We start from the raw sequence: 17,072 nt of genomic DNA, 5'->3' as shown, positions 1-17,072 counted from the left end.
TTTAATTATGAGTAATCAAAAACATATTTTATTAGTTGAAGACGATGAAAGCATGGGCTTTTTATTAAAAGATAGTTTAGAAAACTATCATTTTAATGTAACTCTTTTTCCGAATGGTAAGTTAGCTTTAAACGAATTCCATAAAAGTTCTTTTGACATCTGTTTACTGGACGTTATGATGCCTATTATGGATGGTTTTAGTTTAGCTAAGGAGATAAGAAAAATTAACACTAACATCCCGGTTATTTTTCTAACTGCCAAATCTATGAAAGAAGATAAAATTAATGGCTTTAAAATTGGTGCTGATGATTATGTAACTAAACCTTTTAATATTGAAGAGTTAGTACTTCGAATTAAAGCTATTTTAAAAAGAAGTTCTGCTGTTCAAACATTTAAAAACATTATTCCTTTTTCCAATTATAGTTTAGATCTTGATAACCTAATATTAAATTCTAATAATAGTGAAGCTATACAATTAACTCAAAAAGAAGCTGATATTTTAGCTTTATTCGCTAGAAACAAAAATACTTTACTTAAAAGAGATTATATTTTAAACTCCGTATGGAAAGATGATAACTATTTTATTGGAAGAAGCTTAGATGTTTTTATTTCCAAGCTTCGAAAACACTTTAAAAATTCTACTTCAATTCAAATAAAAAATATACATGGAACTGGTTATAAATTTATAGTTACTGATTAAATTCCAACTACATTTTCATAAACTTAGTTTCCTTCTTAAACTTTGTCCCATAAACATTTATAATATACATTCCTACAGATAATTTACTGGTATCAACTTTAAAGTCTTCTCCATTATAAAATTCTCGTTTTCTATAAATAGACTGTCCGTTAACATCAAAAATATGAATATCAAAAGGATCTCCAATAAGTGCATAGGTTGAAATAAACAATGTATTTGTAACTGGAACTGGGTATATAGTTATTGAATTTGCATCTACAACATCATTTTCAACCATTATTTTACTTATGATTGTACTACAATTTGATGGATTCAATTTCTCACAAATAGTATATTCATAATCGTAAGTACCTGCAGTAGTTCCTGAACTCACTACAATTGTACCGTCAGAATTCATTACAATACTTCCATTTAATGGATTAGGAGAAGCTCCTACTGTTAAGTCAATATCTGATACATTTAATAGCAGTCCGTTTAACAAATCATTAGATAAAACACTAGTGGTCACTTCTCCCTTTCTTCCATTTATGTTTGTAAAAATTTCTTCTTTTGCTTCAATTATTGAACTATCTACAACTACTTTACTTATAACTGTGCTACAGTTTGATGGATTTAATTTCTCACAAATAGTATATTCATAATCATAAGTACCTGCGGTAGTTTCTGAACTTACCGTTATCGTACCATCTGAATTCATTACAATACTTCCTTTTAATGGGTTCGGAGAAGTTCCAGCAATAAAATTGATGTATGAAGTACTATTTAATAATGACCCATTTAAAAGGTCATTAGTTAAAACACTTGCTGTAACTCCTCCTACTTTCCCATTTATTCCTGTAAAGGTTTCTGTTTTAGCTTCGATTACTGAACTATCCACAACTACCTTGCTTGTAATTGTACTACAGTTTGATAGATTTAATTTTTCGCAGATGGTATATTCATAATCATAAGTACCTGCAGTAGTTTCTGGATTTACAGTTATTATTCCATCAGAATTCATTACAATACTTCCACTTTGAGGTGTCGGTGAAGTACCTGCTGTTAAAATAACTTCTGAAGCGTTTAATAAAGAACCATTTAACGTATCGTTTGTTAAAACACTAGCTGTAACTCCTCCTACTTTTCCATTGATTCCTGTAAAGGTTTCTGTTTTCGCTTCGATTACTGAACTATCTATAACTACTTTACTAGTAACTGTGCTACAGTTTAATGGATTTAGTTTTTCACAGATAGTATATTCATAATCATAAGTACCTGCAGTAGTTTCTGGACTTACAGTTATTGTCCCATCGGAATTCATTACAATACTTCCACTTTGAGGTGTTGGTAAAGTTCCTGCTGTTAAAGTAACTTCTGAAATGTTCAATAAAATTCCATTTAACGTATCATTTGTTAAAACACTAGTTGTGACTCCTCCTATTTTTCCGTTGATTCCTGTAAAGGTGTCTGTTTTGGCTTCGATTACTGAACTATCTACAACTACCTTGCTTGTAATTGTACTACAGTTTGATGGATTTAATTTCTCACAGATAGTATATTCATAATCATAAGCACCTGCAGTAGTTTCTGGACTTACTGTTATCGTCCCATCGGAGTTTATTACAATACTTCCACTTTGAGGTGTTGGTGAAGTCCCTGCTGTTAAAGTAACTTCTATAGCGTTCAATAAAGAACCATTTAACGTATCATTTGTTAAAACACTAACTGTAACTCCTCCTACTTTCCCATTGATTCCTGTAAAGGTGTCTGCTTTGGCTTCAATTACTGAACTATCTACAACTACCTTGCTTGTAACTGTGCTACAGTTTGATGGATTTAATTTCTCACAGATAGTATATTCATAATCATAAGTACCTGCGGTAGTTTCAGAACTTACTGTTATTGTTCCATCGGAGTTCATTACAATACTGCCACTTTGAGGTGTTGGTGAAATTCCTGCTGTTAAAGTAACTTCTGAAATGTTCAATAAAGCTCCATTTAACGTATCGTTTGTTAAAACACTTGCTGTAACTCCTCCTACTTTTCCATTGATTCCTGTAAAACTTTCTGTTTTAGCTTCGATTACTGAACTATCTATAATTACTTTACTAGTAACCGTACTACAGTTTAATGGATTTAGTTTTTCACAGATAGTATATTCATAATCATAAGTACCTGCTGTAGTTTCTGGACTTACAGTTATCGTCCCATCGGAATTCATTACAATACTTCCACTTTGTGGTGTTGGTGAAGTTCCTGCTGTTAAAGTAACTTCTGAAGCGTTCAATAAAGAACCATTTAACGTATCGTTTGTTAAAACACTAACTGTAACTCCTCCTACTTTTCCATTGGTTCCTGCAAAGGTTTCTGCTTTGGCTTCGATTACTGAACTATCTATAACTACTTTACTAGTAACCGTACTACAGTTTAATGGATTTAGTTTTTCACAGATAGTATATTCATAATCGTAAGTACCTGCTGTAGTTTCTGGACTTACTGTTATCGTCCCATCGGAATTCATTACAATACTTCCACTTTGAGGCACTGGTGAAGTTCCTGCTGTTAAAGTAACTTCTGAAGCGTTTAACAAAGCTCCATTTAACATATCGTTTGTTAAAACACTAGCTGTAACTCCTCCTACTTTTCCGTTGATTCCTGTAAAGATTTCTGTTACCGCCGTAACTGTATTCTGTACAGATTCAATTTTAATTAAATAATCTTCAACTTGCCCTGTAATAACATGGCAACTATTTACATTTCCTTCATACCCAATTACTCGCATTCTTAAATTGATATCATAAACTACATCTTCTATAGGAATAGTAATAGTTCCTGTAAAAGTATCACCACTAGCTACATTCTGCCTAGCGACAGTTTCATTATAGCCCGTAAAATCTCCGTCATTATTATAATCTATATAAACTATATAACTTAAATTAAATCCTGGAGTATAAGAATCGGTTATTGAAATTGAATAACTCTCTCCTTCTTTTACATCATATATTATATTAGTAAAATCTTGATAGCCTTCGCTTCCTGAACTATCATTAGAGTTCCCATTAAAGGTTACATTGTTAATTACTTTAAACCAAGGACTATTATCTACAACAGGGGTACATATTGTTTTATCTGTATCAAACCTAACCACATTACTATAATATGTTTTTCCACCTACAGCATATTTTATTCTAAACTGATATGAATTCCCTATTACAGTATTAATCTCTGTTTCGATATTAAACTTTGTATCTTTAGTATATATGGAAGGATTAAATGAAATACTATTATCAAAAGCAGTAGTTCCATATTCTATAAACAATCCTTCTAAATCATTATTCTCTGGAAAAACTATTCCTTTTAACTTCCATTGATTATTCCCCAAGTTTAAAGCTACTAAACTTTCTGCTAATGGAATTTTATGTGGCGTAAGTTCAAAACTTTGTTTATTTCCATAATGAATTCCATATGCATCTCTTACAAAAGGACGATAATAATACTTTCCATTATAGTCTAAATCGCTTATTGTATTTTGAAATATCGTATTATTTGACACTATTGAAGAATGTAAGCTTACTGATGAATTATTTATATTCAAATCTCCATCAAATTTAGAATATACAAATCCTGAATTGATAACATTAGTTGCTCCCTCAAATGTAGCTTCTAAGGTTACAGTATTACTATTTACTAATGAATGCTGTATATTATTGAAATTTACTTTAGATTTTACTTCTACTAATAAATCAACCGTTTGTGTAGTACCAGTTGTTTGACATGAAGTTGGTGCTGTTGATGATTCAATACCTGTTACTCTCATTAATAGATATTTATTCTTAATTGCTGAGTTAGGTACAGTAAAATTTGAGGTATATTCATCTACCCATCCTCCTGAGCTAATTATTTCTTCATTTACATCATCAAAATCACCATCATTATTATAATCTATCCATGCTTTTAAATAAAGATTATACGAACCTGCATAACTATCTTTTATAAAAATTGATGATTGTTCTCCTGCAAAAAAATTAAATACTTTATTTGTAGCAACATAATTACTTTTATCTGTTACACTATATTCTTCTTCGTTTAATTTAATAGTACTAATCCCTTTATACCATGGAAGATTCCAATTACTAGTTAATACACAATTAGGTGTTATTGGATTGGCTTTAACATGAATATATTGCTCTTTAACAATAGTATCTGAACCATTTGTATTACTTGCTTTTAATGTTACCTTATAGTAGCCTACAGTTGATAATACTACTTTTGGTGTTGTTTGATTAGATAAATTAATTACATCGTTACCATTTTCTATTGTCCACTCTAATTCAGTCGCATTAGAAGACTGATCGACCAAAGTAATTGAATCTCCTTCTATAATTTCATTTGAATCATTCCCATAAATATTGAAATCTGCAACTGGTTTGTTTCCATTTTTATCTAATACAGATTGTAAACTTGAACTCCAAACACCTCTTCCATACTTAGACACATATAATCTACTATCATTATTAGGGTAATAAGCAATACGCATATCTGTAAGATTTTGTAATGGCAACCCTTTATTAAACTCAACCCAATTGGTTAGGTTTTCATCCGAATAATATACAGTTAAATTGGTGTATATATAAATTCCTTCTGTCGTATTTTTATCCATTAATACTGAAGCAGGATTAGCTGACGGAAAATTACCTTTTAACTTCCAAGTTTCTCCTTTATCTTTTGAAATATACACTCCGGCGTTAGTAGCAATAACAATTATATTTTCACTATAAGGATGTGTTGCTATTCTATAATGTGACACTTTTGGTGCATTTGGGAGTTCTATCCAAGTAGGTTCTGTTGCTGACAAGTTTTCTGTATAAAACAATCTATTTCCTACTTCATCTCCCAAAAAAGCTAGTTCTTTATTTGCTCTTGATTGTTCAAAGGTTCCAGGATGTAAAATTGTAATTCCAGCTGAAGCAACCTTAACTGTTTCCCAATTATTATGAACTGGCACCCATGAATGTCCTAATGTATTTGCTTGGTTTTCTCCCATAAATCCATTTACTAACCATCCATCTTTATTTAACGGAGAGCGTACTAAACGCACATCACCTGTAGTAAATCCATATAATCTATTTGCATTGAAATAATCGGCATTAATATTATTATACACAGAAAACTCATCAGTTCCACCATCTAATTTTACCTTAAGACTTCCTGTAATAAATTTAGTATCATCATTAGGTTGTATTCTTCCTCTATATACATCAGCAGAAGCTACATGACTATCTCTTCCATTTCTTGTAAATATTTGTCCTATGTCCTGTCCTCCTGTCATAAATACTCCTTTATCCATTTGACTAACATCCATTTGACTTCCTTCAGAAACACAAATATCTCCGTTTTTAGAAACTACCTTACTATTTAAATAAGCTTTCTTAGACAAACCTGAGGCTGTTACTTCGGCATCTGTAGGAAATAAATCATCTTCTTTAATTGCCCACATACCTCCATCATTACACCAAAACAATGAATCTTTTGCTACATTCGTTGTAACATATCTATTATCTGCCCAATTACTTTCTCCATAACTTGGTTTATACTCCCACAGAATTCCTCCATCTTCACTACCCCAAAACTTTTCCCTTAACGTTAACATTCTATTTGGATTGTTAGGACTTACATAAAAATCACTTATCCAAGTAGCTACTGAATACGGGTTGATACTTCCATAATAATCTGACGTTTCTTCTGAAAATCCCTGAGCATTTGTTGCTTTTACTAAAGGAACTGGTCCATTAGGATAATTATAAGTTGGGTGTTTCACTTCTGTAAAATTAAAATAAGAAGTATTATCTGCTGGATTAGGATTAAAATCTGATTTCCATAAACCTATAAATCTTGTGGGGGTATTTCCATCATCTAAACCATAAGCAAAAACCTGAGTAGAACCGGTTGTTGGCTTATAAAGTCCTAAATAAAATCGATCTACCTTATTCAAGTGTGTTATAATATTTTTCTCTATAAAGGTATCTCCTTTATCTTTTGAGAAATTTAAAACTGGAGCAATATCTGCATTATCATCTGACACTATTATTAAGTCCCAATTATCTGTTAAATCAATATCCGTATACCTTCCATTTAATTTCAACTCCCAGTTTAATCCCGAATTTACACTTAAATAAATACCACTAGATGTAGCTGCTAGTACTCTAGTTGCATCTACTGGATCTGAGTGAATATCATAAATAGTCCCTGAAATCCCTGAACTTCTGTCCTCCCAAGAAACACCTTCATTATTAGAGTACCAAACCTTTTGATCTTCTGCTGCTCCTAAGTATAATATAGATGGGGTGGATTTATTTACATCAATACATGAAGTATTATCTGTTGCAAAATAATCGGTTTGTGGTATCCAATTCTTACCATAATTAACTGTTTTCCAAAGTCCTCCATTTCTCGCACATGCATACATAATCGCTGGGTTTGTTGGATGCATTTCTAAATATTGTATTGCTCCATTACCAGTTGCTGACCAATGAACTTCAGGATCGCCAAAAGGGCCTAAATTTTTCCAACTTCCGTACCCATTATTATTAGGAATACTCGACGTAAAAAATGTTGCCGTTTTTTCATAATTTGTTGTTTGCTTTTTAGCATTTGGCAAAGCCTTTCTATAAACCAACAATTCTTTATAATATCCTAAATCTGAAGTTAAATAACCCCCACTATCTAATTTTGGTTTTACTCTTTTTTCTAGTTTTTCAAAATGCTCTATAGTTTCACGATCTAAATTATGAGTAGATTTATAAGCTTTAAACGCTGAAACTACATCAGAAAATTTCACTTTTTCTTGTAAGAGCATATCTTGCCAAACTGGATGTTCGTATGCATTTTTATTTAAAAAAATTAGTTCTTTCTTAGTTTCGTTATTACAAGAAAACAATAGAGAAAAGGTTATTATGAGTACTATTCTTTTCATATTTAATAATTTAGGATATCAATTATTTCAATATGCAAAGTGACGTTTTATATCGCTAACTTCCTCATCAAAAACAACTACCGTATACATATACGTAATAAACGGTAGGAAATATGTAATAAACGGTAAATATCTATATATCTAAAAAACATAGTTTTATCAATGCTATGAAAAAACTATTAGATTTTTTACCTTTTCATTTCCTTTTATGTATTATTTCTGGAATTATCTTACAATATTTTTTTAAAGTTTGGCAACAAAACTTTATTAATACTGATATCGTTACAATTTCAACTTTATCTGTATTATACATTTTCAAAAGAAAAAACTTACGTAAATTATTTTCAGTAACAACACTACTGCTCTTTATTTTTATTGGGATTTCTACTGCATTTATAAATAACCCTAAAAATCATGCTAACTTTTACTATAAGTTTGCCTCTAAGAATTCTTCTACAGTACTTGTAATCAAGAAAAATTTAAGATCTAACCAACACTATCATAAGTTTGTTGCTCAAATAGTTCAAATTGATTCAAATAAAACAGTAGGTAATATTCTTTTAAACATAAAAAAAGACAGTTCTTCTATTTCTTTAAAAATTGATGATCGAGTTTTTTTAAAAGCTCAATTTAAAGACATCCCTTCTCCTCTTAATCCTTATCAATTCAATTATAAGCACTATTTAGCTAAACAATATATTTATCATCAAATTTTCATTAATAAACATGAATTCAAATATTTAAAAAAGAGAACGTTTTCTCTAACTGGTCTTGCTGAAAATTTTAGAAATAGAATTCAAACTTCCTTAAACAAACTCCATTTCAAACCTGATGAACAGGCAGTTATTAATGCTCTATTATTAGGCGAAAGAAAAAATATGTCGAAAAAATTACTTGAGAGTTATACTAAAGCAGGAGCCATTCATATTTTAGCTATATCTGGTTTACATGTAGGTATTATTTTTATAATTCTAAACTATCTGTTTAAACCTCTTGAAAAGCTTAAACACGGTCGTATAGCTACAACTCTCTTTGTTATTTTATTGCTATGGTCGTTTGCTTTTATAACTGGATTATCAGCTTCTGTTGTTAGAGCCGTTACTATGTTTAGCTTTCTTAATATTGGAAAGGCTTTTAAAAAAAAGAAAGTTATAGAGTTCTCTATCATTAGCTCTATGTTCTTTTTACTATTAATAAAACCTTTATTTTTATTTGACATTGGATTTCAATTAAGTTACTTAGCCGTTTTTGGTATTATTTGGATACAACCAAGATTATCAACCTTATGGAAGCCTAAGTTTTTTTTCTTTAAAAAATTCTGGGATTTATTTACCGTATCTATTGCAGCTCAAATTAGTGTATTACCTATTAGCTTATTCTATTTCCATCAATTCCCTAGTTTATTTATTATTTCAAACCTCATTATAATTCCATGTTTAACATTTATCTTAATTGGTGGGATTTTAATTATAATATTAGCTTCTTGTAATTCTACCCCCTCATTTTTAATTGACTCTTATGCTTTTATTATTTCTAAAATGAATAAAGTTATTGACTGGATTTCCAATCAAGAGAAGTTTTTATTTCAGGAAATTTCAATGTCTTTTTATGAAATGATGTTTTGGTATTTAATACTCATCATTTTTTTTCAATTTATTATTTCTAAAAAGGTGAATTATTTCATCTATACATTAACAACAGTATTATTTCTTCAAGCTCATCTGATTTTCAAAAAGTATATTCAAGAAAATAAACAAGAAGTAATCGTTTTTCATAATCAACGAAAAAACTTAATAGGAATACGAAATGGCAAAAAACTACAAGTCTTTCAATCTTTAGATACCCTGAATAATTTTACTAAAAATATAATTAAGAACTATAACACAAATGAATCTATAAATAAAACTGTAGTTACTCCTCAAACTAATGTATTTAAGTTTAAATCTGACACTATTTTAATTATTGATCATTTAAATATTTATAAACTTCCTGTTAAAAAACCAATCATTATTTTACAAAACTCTCCCAAAATCAATTTAGTTCGTTTAATAAATACATTAAACCCTAAATTAATAATTGCTGATGGAAGCAATTATAAAAGCTATGTAACTCAATGGAGTTTTACTTGTGAAAACAAAAAAACTCCGTTTTACTATACTGGTAAAAACGGAGCTTATTTTATTAACTAAAACGTATTTTAGATTGAACCTTTAAAGTTCTTTTCAAATTCTTTCCAACTTGTTTTTTTATAATTATCATTATTAAAAAACGCTAACACTTTTTCAAAACGTTCTTTTGGCATATAACCTGGTACTGTTTGAATCAATTGCTCTTTTTCGTTAAAGAAGGCCGTTGAAGGATAACTCATTTTTCCTTTCATTATAGCTGCTGCTAATTCATGATATTTACTTCTTCCTTGTTGAACAAATTTATATGTTTTTCCTTGAAAACTGATATCTTCTCTTCCCTCTCCGTCCATCTTCACTGCATAATAGTTATCATTTATATATTTAACTATTACTTCATTTTTATAAGTTGTTTTATCCATCTTCTTACACCAACCACACCAGTCTGTATATAAATCGATTAAAATTGGTTTAGGATTTACTTTATTTTTTGCCATTGCTTCTTCAAAAGTTAACCAATTAACTTTATCCTGAGCCTTCACTCCAGCTGAAACAATTACTAAAACTGCTACTAATATTAATTTCTTCATATCTCTTAAGTCTCAATAAGTATTCCAAATTTACAAAAAAACCTGCCAAATATTAATATTTAGCAGGTTGTAATATTGTTTTAACTTTTATTTAGGGTTATTTTACCCCGTGCATTAACTTTTTCATTACTGGTGTTAAAGCCATTAAAATTACTCCAGCTAGCATTGGAACTAATGTAAATATTAAGAAGAATGTACTCATATCATAGGCAGCTGTAATCTTATCAATCATACCTCCCATTGATCCAGCAGCTTTATTTCCCATTCCTACTGCTATATACCATAATCCAAACATCATTCCTATTTTAGTTGCCGGTACTAACTTAGATACATAAGATAAACCTACTGGTGATAAACATAATTCTCCGATTGTATGTAAAAAATATGCTAATATTAACCATATCATACTTACTGAAGCTGTTTGAGCTCCTTGTGGAATTGCTGAAGAACCGTAAGCTAAAGCTCCAAATCCTAATCCTAAAAGAACTAAACCTAACCCAAACTTAACTGTTGCTGGCGGATTAAATTTACTTTCCCATATTTTTGAAATTAATGGCGCAAAAGCAATAATATAAAAAGAATTTAAAATTGAGAACCATGATGCTGGCACCTCTGTTTTTACGTCACTATATTGATTTTTTAACATCCAAAAAACTATAGCCCATATTATTATAAAACTAGTACCTAAAAATATATTTGATAAAGCATATTTTGAGAATGTAATTTTAAATAATTTAAATAATACATAAGTAATAATTAACAAAGGAACTACCGTTAATAGTGTATTAGCTATTCTAAAAATATTAGCTGAATCTCCTTCTAAAACTCTATTAGTATAATCACTAGCAAAAATTGTCATTGATCCTCCTGCTTGTTCAAAAGCAGCCCAGAAAAACACTGTAAAAAAAGCTAAAATACCTACAACAATATATCTATCTCTTTGAACATTTGCAGGAACATTTTCTTCAACAATTTCTTTTTGTAAAGATTCAGTTTCAATCGCATCTTCTAAATCTACATTTTTAGATGGTGCCAAACCAATTTTTCCAAAGATTCCTTGAGCAAACCAGAACTGTAACATTCCAAAGAACATAAAGATACCAGCTAATCCGAATCCATAATGCCATCCAGATGTTTCTCCTACATATCCACATAATAAAATACCTATAAACGCACCTGCATTTACTCCCATGTAAAAGATAGTAAAAGCTCCATCTTTCTTTTCTTGAGCATTTTTATAAACACCATTTATAATTGAAGTAATATTCGGTTTAAACAATCCATTTCCTGCTACTAAACACCCAATACCTACATATAAACTCCATGGTGTATTTAATGCCATTGTAGCATGCCCTATAGTCATTATTAATGCACCTAAAGCAACTGCCCATCTATAACCTAAAAATTTATCTGCTAAAATACCTCCTATAATAGGTGTAAAATATACTAGCATAGTATAAGTACCATACAATCCTAAAGCATCTTCTCTCGACCAGCCCCAACCTGGATTATCTCCTGTAATTGCAGATGTTAAAAATAACACTAAAATTGCACGCATTCCGTAATACGAAAAACGCTCCCACATTTCCGTAAAAAATAGTACAAATAACCCAGATGGATGTCCCATCAATAATTTACGATTCATCTCTGAACCTTCAAACCTAATACTAGTATTCATATTTTTCTTATATATTTATAATGAAAGAAACCTTGCAATAATATACATTACAAGGTTCAATTTTTATTTTTAGTTATTATCAGCTAATTCAAATCCTTCCGCTTCTTCGTACTTTAAATCTCTTTCGTTATCTTCTGCTCCATGAGTTAAAGCCTCTAATTTCTTTCTAAATACAAGCATTAACAGTCCAAAAGCTACGCAAAAAACAGCTATTCCTGTAAAAATTGTAAATTCACCTAAACTCTCTGAGGCTTCACCTAATAATCCTGCTACTTTATTTCCTATTCCAGTCATTGCAAAATAAACTCCCATCATTATAGATGCATATTTTACTGGTGCTAATTTTGTAATATATGAAAGTGCTACTGGTGAAATACATAATTCTCCTATTGTATGGAATAAATATGCTAATACTAACCAATACATTGCAGAAGAACCATTCGCATCAAACTGTGCAGCTGCTCCCGTCATAAAAAAGAATCCTGCACCCATTATAATTAGTCCCATTATCATTTTAAATAATGATGTTGAAACCTTTCCTTTCAATTTTCTATTGGCCCAATATGCAGCAACTGAAGTTCCTAAAAAGATAATAAACATTGCATTTAATGACTGAAACCATGAAGCCGGTACTTCAAAGCCCATTAACATTCTACTTGTCTTATCTTTAGCATAAATATTCATCAATCCTCCGGCTTGTTCAAAAGCTCCCCAGAATATTATTACTAATAAAAATGAAATTAAAAGTACAACAACTCTATCTTTCTCTATTTTAGTTAAAGGCTTTTTTAACGCTTCTTTATCTTCTTTATTCTCTGATTTCCCTAAATAATCTCCAACTCCTTTTAAGTGTTTTTGACCTAATACATATTGCAATAAACCTAAAGCCATTCCAATACCTGCTAGACCAAACCCATAGTGCCATCCATAAGTTTCTCCTACGTATCCTACAATTAAAGCTGATAAAAATGCACCTACATTAATTCCAATATAAAAAATTGTAAATCCTTTATCTCTCCTAATATCTCCTTGCTTATATAAACCTCCAACCATTGTTGAAATATTTGGTTTAAGCATTCCTACTCCTGCAATAATTAAACCTAGTCCTGTATAAAAAGCCCACATCTGTTCGATAGCCAAAACACTATGCCCTGCAACTAGCAAAATCCCTCCGTACAATACAGATTTCTTTTGCCCTAAAACTTTATCAGCAATCCAACCCCCTGGTATTGACATTAAGTATACTAACATTGTATAAGTTCCATACAATGATAACGCATCTCCATTAGACCAACCTAACCCTGCATTTTCATCTGTAGTTTTTGCAACTAAATATAATACTAGAATTGCTCTCATTCCGTAATACGAAAAACGTTCCCACATTTCCGTAAAAAACAGAACATATAATCCTACTGGATGCCCAAATAATTCTTTTTGTTTAATAGAAGTTGAATTTGCCATATTTTATAAGTTGTTTTTAATAAAGTTTGTCATTTTTGTATACAAATGTAAACGAGTATTTCCACCATAAATTCCATGGTTTTTATCTGGATACATTCCCCATTCAAATTGTTTATTCGCTTGGATCAATGCTTCTGCCATTCTATAAGCATTTTGCACATGTACATTATCATCACCTGTACCGTGAATTAACAAGTACTTACCTTTTAATAACTCTGGGTAATTTAATGGTGAATTTTCATCGTAACCTGTAGGATTTTCCTCAGGTGTACGCATATAACGTTCTGTATAAATTGTATCATAAAAACGCCATGTAGTAACTGGTGCTACTGCAATTGCCGCAGCAAAAACATCGTTTCCTTTTAATAATGAGTTTGTACTCATATGACCTCCAAAAGACCATCCCCAAATTCCAATTCTCTTAGCATCTACATATGGCAACTCAGCTAATTTTTTAGCTACTGCAATTTGATCTTCTGTTTCATGCTTTACTAAATTCATGTACGTTACTTTTTTAAAGTCACGTCCTTTAAATCCTGTTCCTCTTCCATCTACACACACAATAATATATCCATCTTGTGCTAACATTTGGTGCCAATAATCATTTGCACTATTCCAACGGTTGGCTACTTGTTGAGATCCTGGTCCTGAATACTGATACATCAATACTGGATATTTTTTATTAGGATCAAAATTAGCTGGCTTAATTGTATACATGTTTAAGTCTTCACCATTTACATTAATAGTTGAAAACTCTTTTTTACTTAAATTGTATTGTGCTACTAATTCTTTTAAAGCCGCATTATCTTTTATTGTTTTTAATACTTTTCCTTCATCGTTTCTTAATGTATACACATTTGGCGTATTAGCATCTGAAAAAGTATTGATAAAATAATGCATGTTTTTACTAAATGAAGCCCTATTAGTTCCATCAGGATTACTTAATAACTTTTTATTCTCTCCTTTTAAAGAAATACTATAAACTCCTCTATTGATAGAACCATTTTCTACCGATTGGTAATAAATTGTTTTTTTATCTTCATTATAACCATAATATGAAGTTACTTCCCAATTACCTTTAGTAACTTGGTTAATTAACTTTCCTGATTTATCGTAGTGATAAATGTGGTTAAATCCATCTTTTTCACTTGTCCAAATAAAACTGTTATCTTTTAAGAAAGTTAAGTCATCATTAACTTCTACATAAGCCTTATCCGTTTCATTCAACACTAAAGAACTGTTATATGTTTTAGCATCAACAAAATACATTTTTAAATCATTTTGATGACGATTTAACGTACGGATTGATAATATATTACCTTCGTTAGTCCAGTTAATTCTTGGAATATACTCATATTCTCCTACAGTAATCTCAGCTGTTTTATTTGTTTCAAAAGAAAAAATATGCAAAGAAACTTTTGCATTGTCTTCTCCAGCTTTTGGATATTTAAATACATGTTGTGTAGGATATTTCCCTTGTCCGTAAACATCCATTGAAAAAGTTTTCACTTTACTTTCGTCAAATCGTAAATACGCTAAATATTTACTATCCTTACTCCATTCGAAAGCTTTTACAAAACCAAATTCTTCTTCGTATACCCAATCTGTAATACCATTAATAATTTCGTTTTTCTTTCCATTACTTGTAATTTGGTAAACTACATTGTTTTCAGAATAATCTTTGATATATAAATTATTTCCTTTTGCATAAGCTACCTTTTTACTATCTGGAGAAAAAGTTGGTTCTTGAATGTCCTCTCCAATTAAATCTAACGATTTCGTTGCAATATCATAAACATAAAAGGTACCTAAAAAAGAACGACGAAAAATCGGTTTAAAGGCAGTACCTAAAATCAATTTTGTTTCGTCGTTATTAAAACTATATGATTGAAATGTTTTTAATCCACTTAAATCTTTACTATTTACAATTGTGGCTACTTTTTCTAAAGTTTCATAGCTATATTTATCTACAGAAGTGCTTCCATCGGCATAATTCAATAATGAGTAAAAATCGCCATTCATTGAATTTAAAGAGTTCATGTAATCAGCTCTAAACGTGCCGTTTCTCCATATATCTTCTAAAGAAATATCTTTTTTTTGTGCTTGCACAAACGTAGATATCCCTATAAAAAACATTAATATTTTCTTCATATTGATTTGTTGTTTGTATAAAAAGTTTGCCAAGTTTACGGAAAAATCATCAAAAATCCCTCCAAAATTGGTAGAAATCCTAAATAACAACCCTATTTTAACAGGATTCATTTATCTTTGGCCCTTATAAAACTAACAAAGAATGTCGAAAATTATTTCAGGTTTTTCTAAGCTTTCAAAAGAAGAAAAAATAGATTGGTTGTCTACTAGTTATTTTAACAACCAACCAGAAATTATTAAAACTATTAAACAGTATTGGAATGTAGATGAAAAATTACAACAACTACATGACGATTTTATTGAGAATACCATTTCTAACTTTTACATGCCTTACGGTATAGCTCCTAATTTTGTTATTAACAACAAAAACTATGTAATTCCTATGGTAGTTGAAGAAAGCTCAGTGGTTGCTGCTGCTTCTTTAGTTGCTAAATTTTGGAGTACTCGAGGAGGATTTAAAACCGAAGTTATTTCTACTACTAAAATTGGACAAGTTCATTTTATGTATTCTGGAAATAAAAGTGATTTAGAAGCTTATTTTAACGAGCAAAAACCAGAATTATTCAAAGCCACAGCATCTATAACTAAAAACATGGAAAAACGTGGCGGTGGTATTTTAGATATTCAATTGGTTGATAAAACTAACGATCTTGAAAATTACTATCAACTTCATGTTACTTTTGAAACTAAAGATTCTATGGGAGCTAATTTCATTAACTCTTGTTTAGAAGCAATGGCTAATCAGTTTAGAAAAGATGATATTGAAATTATAATGAGCATCCTTTCTAATTATGTTCCTGAGTGTATTGTTAGATCCGAAGTAAGTTGTAAAATTGAAGATTTAGGAGGTGATGATCCGTATAAATTTGCTAGAAAATTTGAACAAGCTGTAAAAATTGCTGAAATAGAACCTTACAGAGCTGTTACTCATAATAAAGGAATTATGAATGGTATTGACTCTGTGGTGTTAGCTACTGGAAATGATTTCAGAGCTATTGAAGCTGGAGCGCATGCTTATGCTTCTAAAGATGGTCAATACAGAAGTTTAACTCATTGTAGTATTGAAGATGACGTTTTTAAATTTTGGATTGAACTTCCTTTAGCTTTAGGTACTGTAGGTGGTCTAACAGCTTTACATCCTATGGCTAAACTATCCTTAGACATGATGCAAAGGCCTTCTGCTAGAGAATTAATGGAAATTATGGCAACGGCTGGTTTAGCTCAAAACTTTGCTGCCTTACGTGCTTTAACAACTAAAGGTATACAGCATGGTCATATGAAAATGCATTTGCAAAATATTTTAAATCAGCTAGAAGCTACTTCTAAAGAAAAAGAAAAAATAGTAGCTTTTTTTGAAAACAAAACAGTGTCTCATAGTGCTGTTGTTGATAAATTTAACGAATTAAGAAAATAG

At 30.4% G+C, this 17,072-nt stretch carries 8 protein-coding genes; 3 read left to right on the top strand and 5 right to left on the bottom strand.

Annotated elements, in window-relative coordinates:
* Positions 1-7: 7 nt before the first annotated feature.
* Positions 8-700: a response regulator transcription factor gene (locus ACOQN8_RS09385; RefSeq protein ID WP_420552476.1), complete on the top strand. Its 693-nt coding sequence runs from the start codon at positions 8-10 to the stop codon at positions 698-700.
* Positions 701-707: 7 nt separating this feature from the next.
* Here ACOQN8_RS09385 and ACOQN8_RS09380 read toward each other — a convergent pair whose 3' ends face one another.
* Positions 708-7,652: a GEVED domain-containing protein gene (locus ACOQN8_RS09380; RefSeq protein WP_420552475.1), complete on the bottom strand. Its 6,945-nt coding sequence runs from the start codon at positions 7,650-7,652 to the stop codon at positions 708-710.
* A 167-nt stretch (positions 7,653-7,819) separates the two neighbouring features.
* Here ACOQN8_RS09380 and ACOQN8_RS09375 point away from each other — a divergent pair, with 167 nt between their 5' ends.
* Positions 7,820-9,841: a ComEC/Rec2 family competence protein gene (locus ACOQN8_RS09375; RefSeq protein WP_420552474.1), complete on the top strand. Its 2,022-nt coding sequence runs from the start codon at positions 7,820-7,822 to the stop codon at positions 9,839-9,841.
* Positions 9,842-9,849: 8 nt separating this feature from the next.
* Here the strand turns inward: ACOQN8_RS09375 and ACOQN8_RS09370 are convergent, their stop codons facing one another.
* The 4 genes from ACOQN8_RS09370 to ACOQN8_RS09355 all read right to left on the bottom strand — a co-directional run bounded on the left by ACOQN8_RS09370 (position 9,850) and on the right by ACOQN8_RS09355 (position 15,658).
* A complete protein-coding gene (locus ACOQN8_RS09370; protein WP_150900961.1) occupies positions 9,850-10,368 on the bottom strand; it encodes a thioredoxin family protein in 519 nt (172 codons plus the stop codon).
* Between the two features lie 97 nt (positions 10,369-10,465).
* Positions 10,466-12,046: a peptide MFS transporter gene (locus ACOQN8_RS09365; RefSeq protein WP_150900962.1), complete on the bottom strand. Its 1,581-nt coding sequence runs from the start codon at positions 12,044-12,046 to the stop codon at positions 10,466-10,468.
* A gap of 69 nt (positions 12,047-12,115) precedes the next feature.
* Entirely contained in the window at positions 12,116-13,507 is a 1,392-nt protein-coding gene (locus ACOQN8_RS09360) for a peptide MFS transporter (protein ID WP_420552473.1), read from the bottom strand.
* 3 nt (positions 13,508-13,510) lie between these two features.
* Positions 13,511-15,658, bottom strand: a complete 2,148-nt coding sequence (locus ACOQN8_RS09355) for a S9 family peptidase (protein WP_420552815.1) — start codon at positions 15,656-15,658, stop codon at positions 13,511-13,513.
* A 142-nt stretch (positions 15,659-15,800) separates the two neighbouring features.
* Between ACOQN8_RS09355 and ACOQN8_RS09350 the strand changes: the two genes are divergently transcribed.
* The gene (locus ACOQN8_RS09350; RefSeq protein WP_420552472.1) at positions 15,801-17,072 is read left to right on the top strand and encodes a hydroxymethylglutaryl-CoA reductase, degradative; all 1,272 of its coding nucleotides are present in this window, start codon (positions 15,801-15,803) and stop codon (positions 17,070-17,072) included.

The sequence above is a fragment of the Tenacibaculum aiptasiae genome (assembly GCF_965221665.1).
Classification (GTDB): Bacteria; Bacteroidota; Bacteroidia; order Flavobacteriales; family Flavobacteriaceae; genus Polaribacter; species Polaribacter aiptasiae.
The sequence above is the reverse complement of the archived record's forward strand: the minus strand, read 5'-3'. Positions and strand labels throughout refer to the sequence as shown.

Excerpts from the sequence above, each read along its gene's own strand:
- ACOQN8_RS09385 (WP_420552476.1), top strand. The coding sequence starts at position 8 with ATGAGTAATCAAAAACATATTTTATTAGTTGAAGACGATGAAAGCATG.
- ACOQN8_RS09380 (WP_420552475.1), bottom strand. The coding sequence starts at position 7,652 with ATGAAAAGAATAGTACTCATAATAACCTTTTCTCTATTGTTTTCTTGT.
- ACOQN8_RS09375 (WP_420552474.1), top strand. The coding sequence starts at position 7,820 with ATGAAAAAACTATTAGATTTTTTACCTTTTCATTTCCTTTTATGTATT.
- ACOQN8_RS09370 (WP_150900961.1), bottom strand. The coding sequence starts at position 10,368 with ATGAAGAAATTAATATTAGTAGCAGTTTTAGTAATTGTTTCAGCTGGA.
- ACOQN8_RS09365 (WP_150900962.1), bottom strand. The coding sequence starts at position 12,046 with ATGAATACTAGTATTAGGTTTGAAGGTTCAGAGATGAATCGTAAATTA.
- ACOQN8_RS09360 (WP_420552473.1), bottom strand. The coding sequence starts at position 13,507 with ATGGCAAATTCAACTTCTATTAAACAAAAAGAATTATTTGGGCATCCA.
- ACOQN8_RS09355 (WP_420552815.1), bottom strand. The coding sequence starts at position 15,658 with ATGAAGAAAATATTAATGTTTTTTATAGGGATATCTACGTTTGTGCAA.
- ACOQN8_RS09350 (WP_420552472.1), top strand. The coding sequence starts at position 15,801 with ATGTCGAAAATTATTTCAGGTTTTTCTAAGCTTTCAAAAGAAGAAAAA.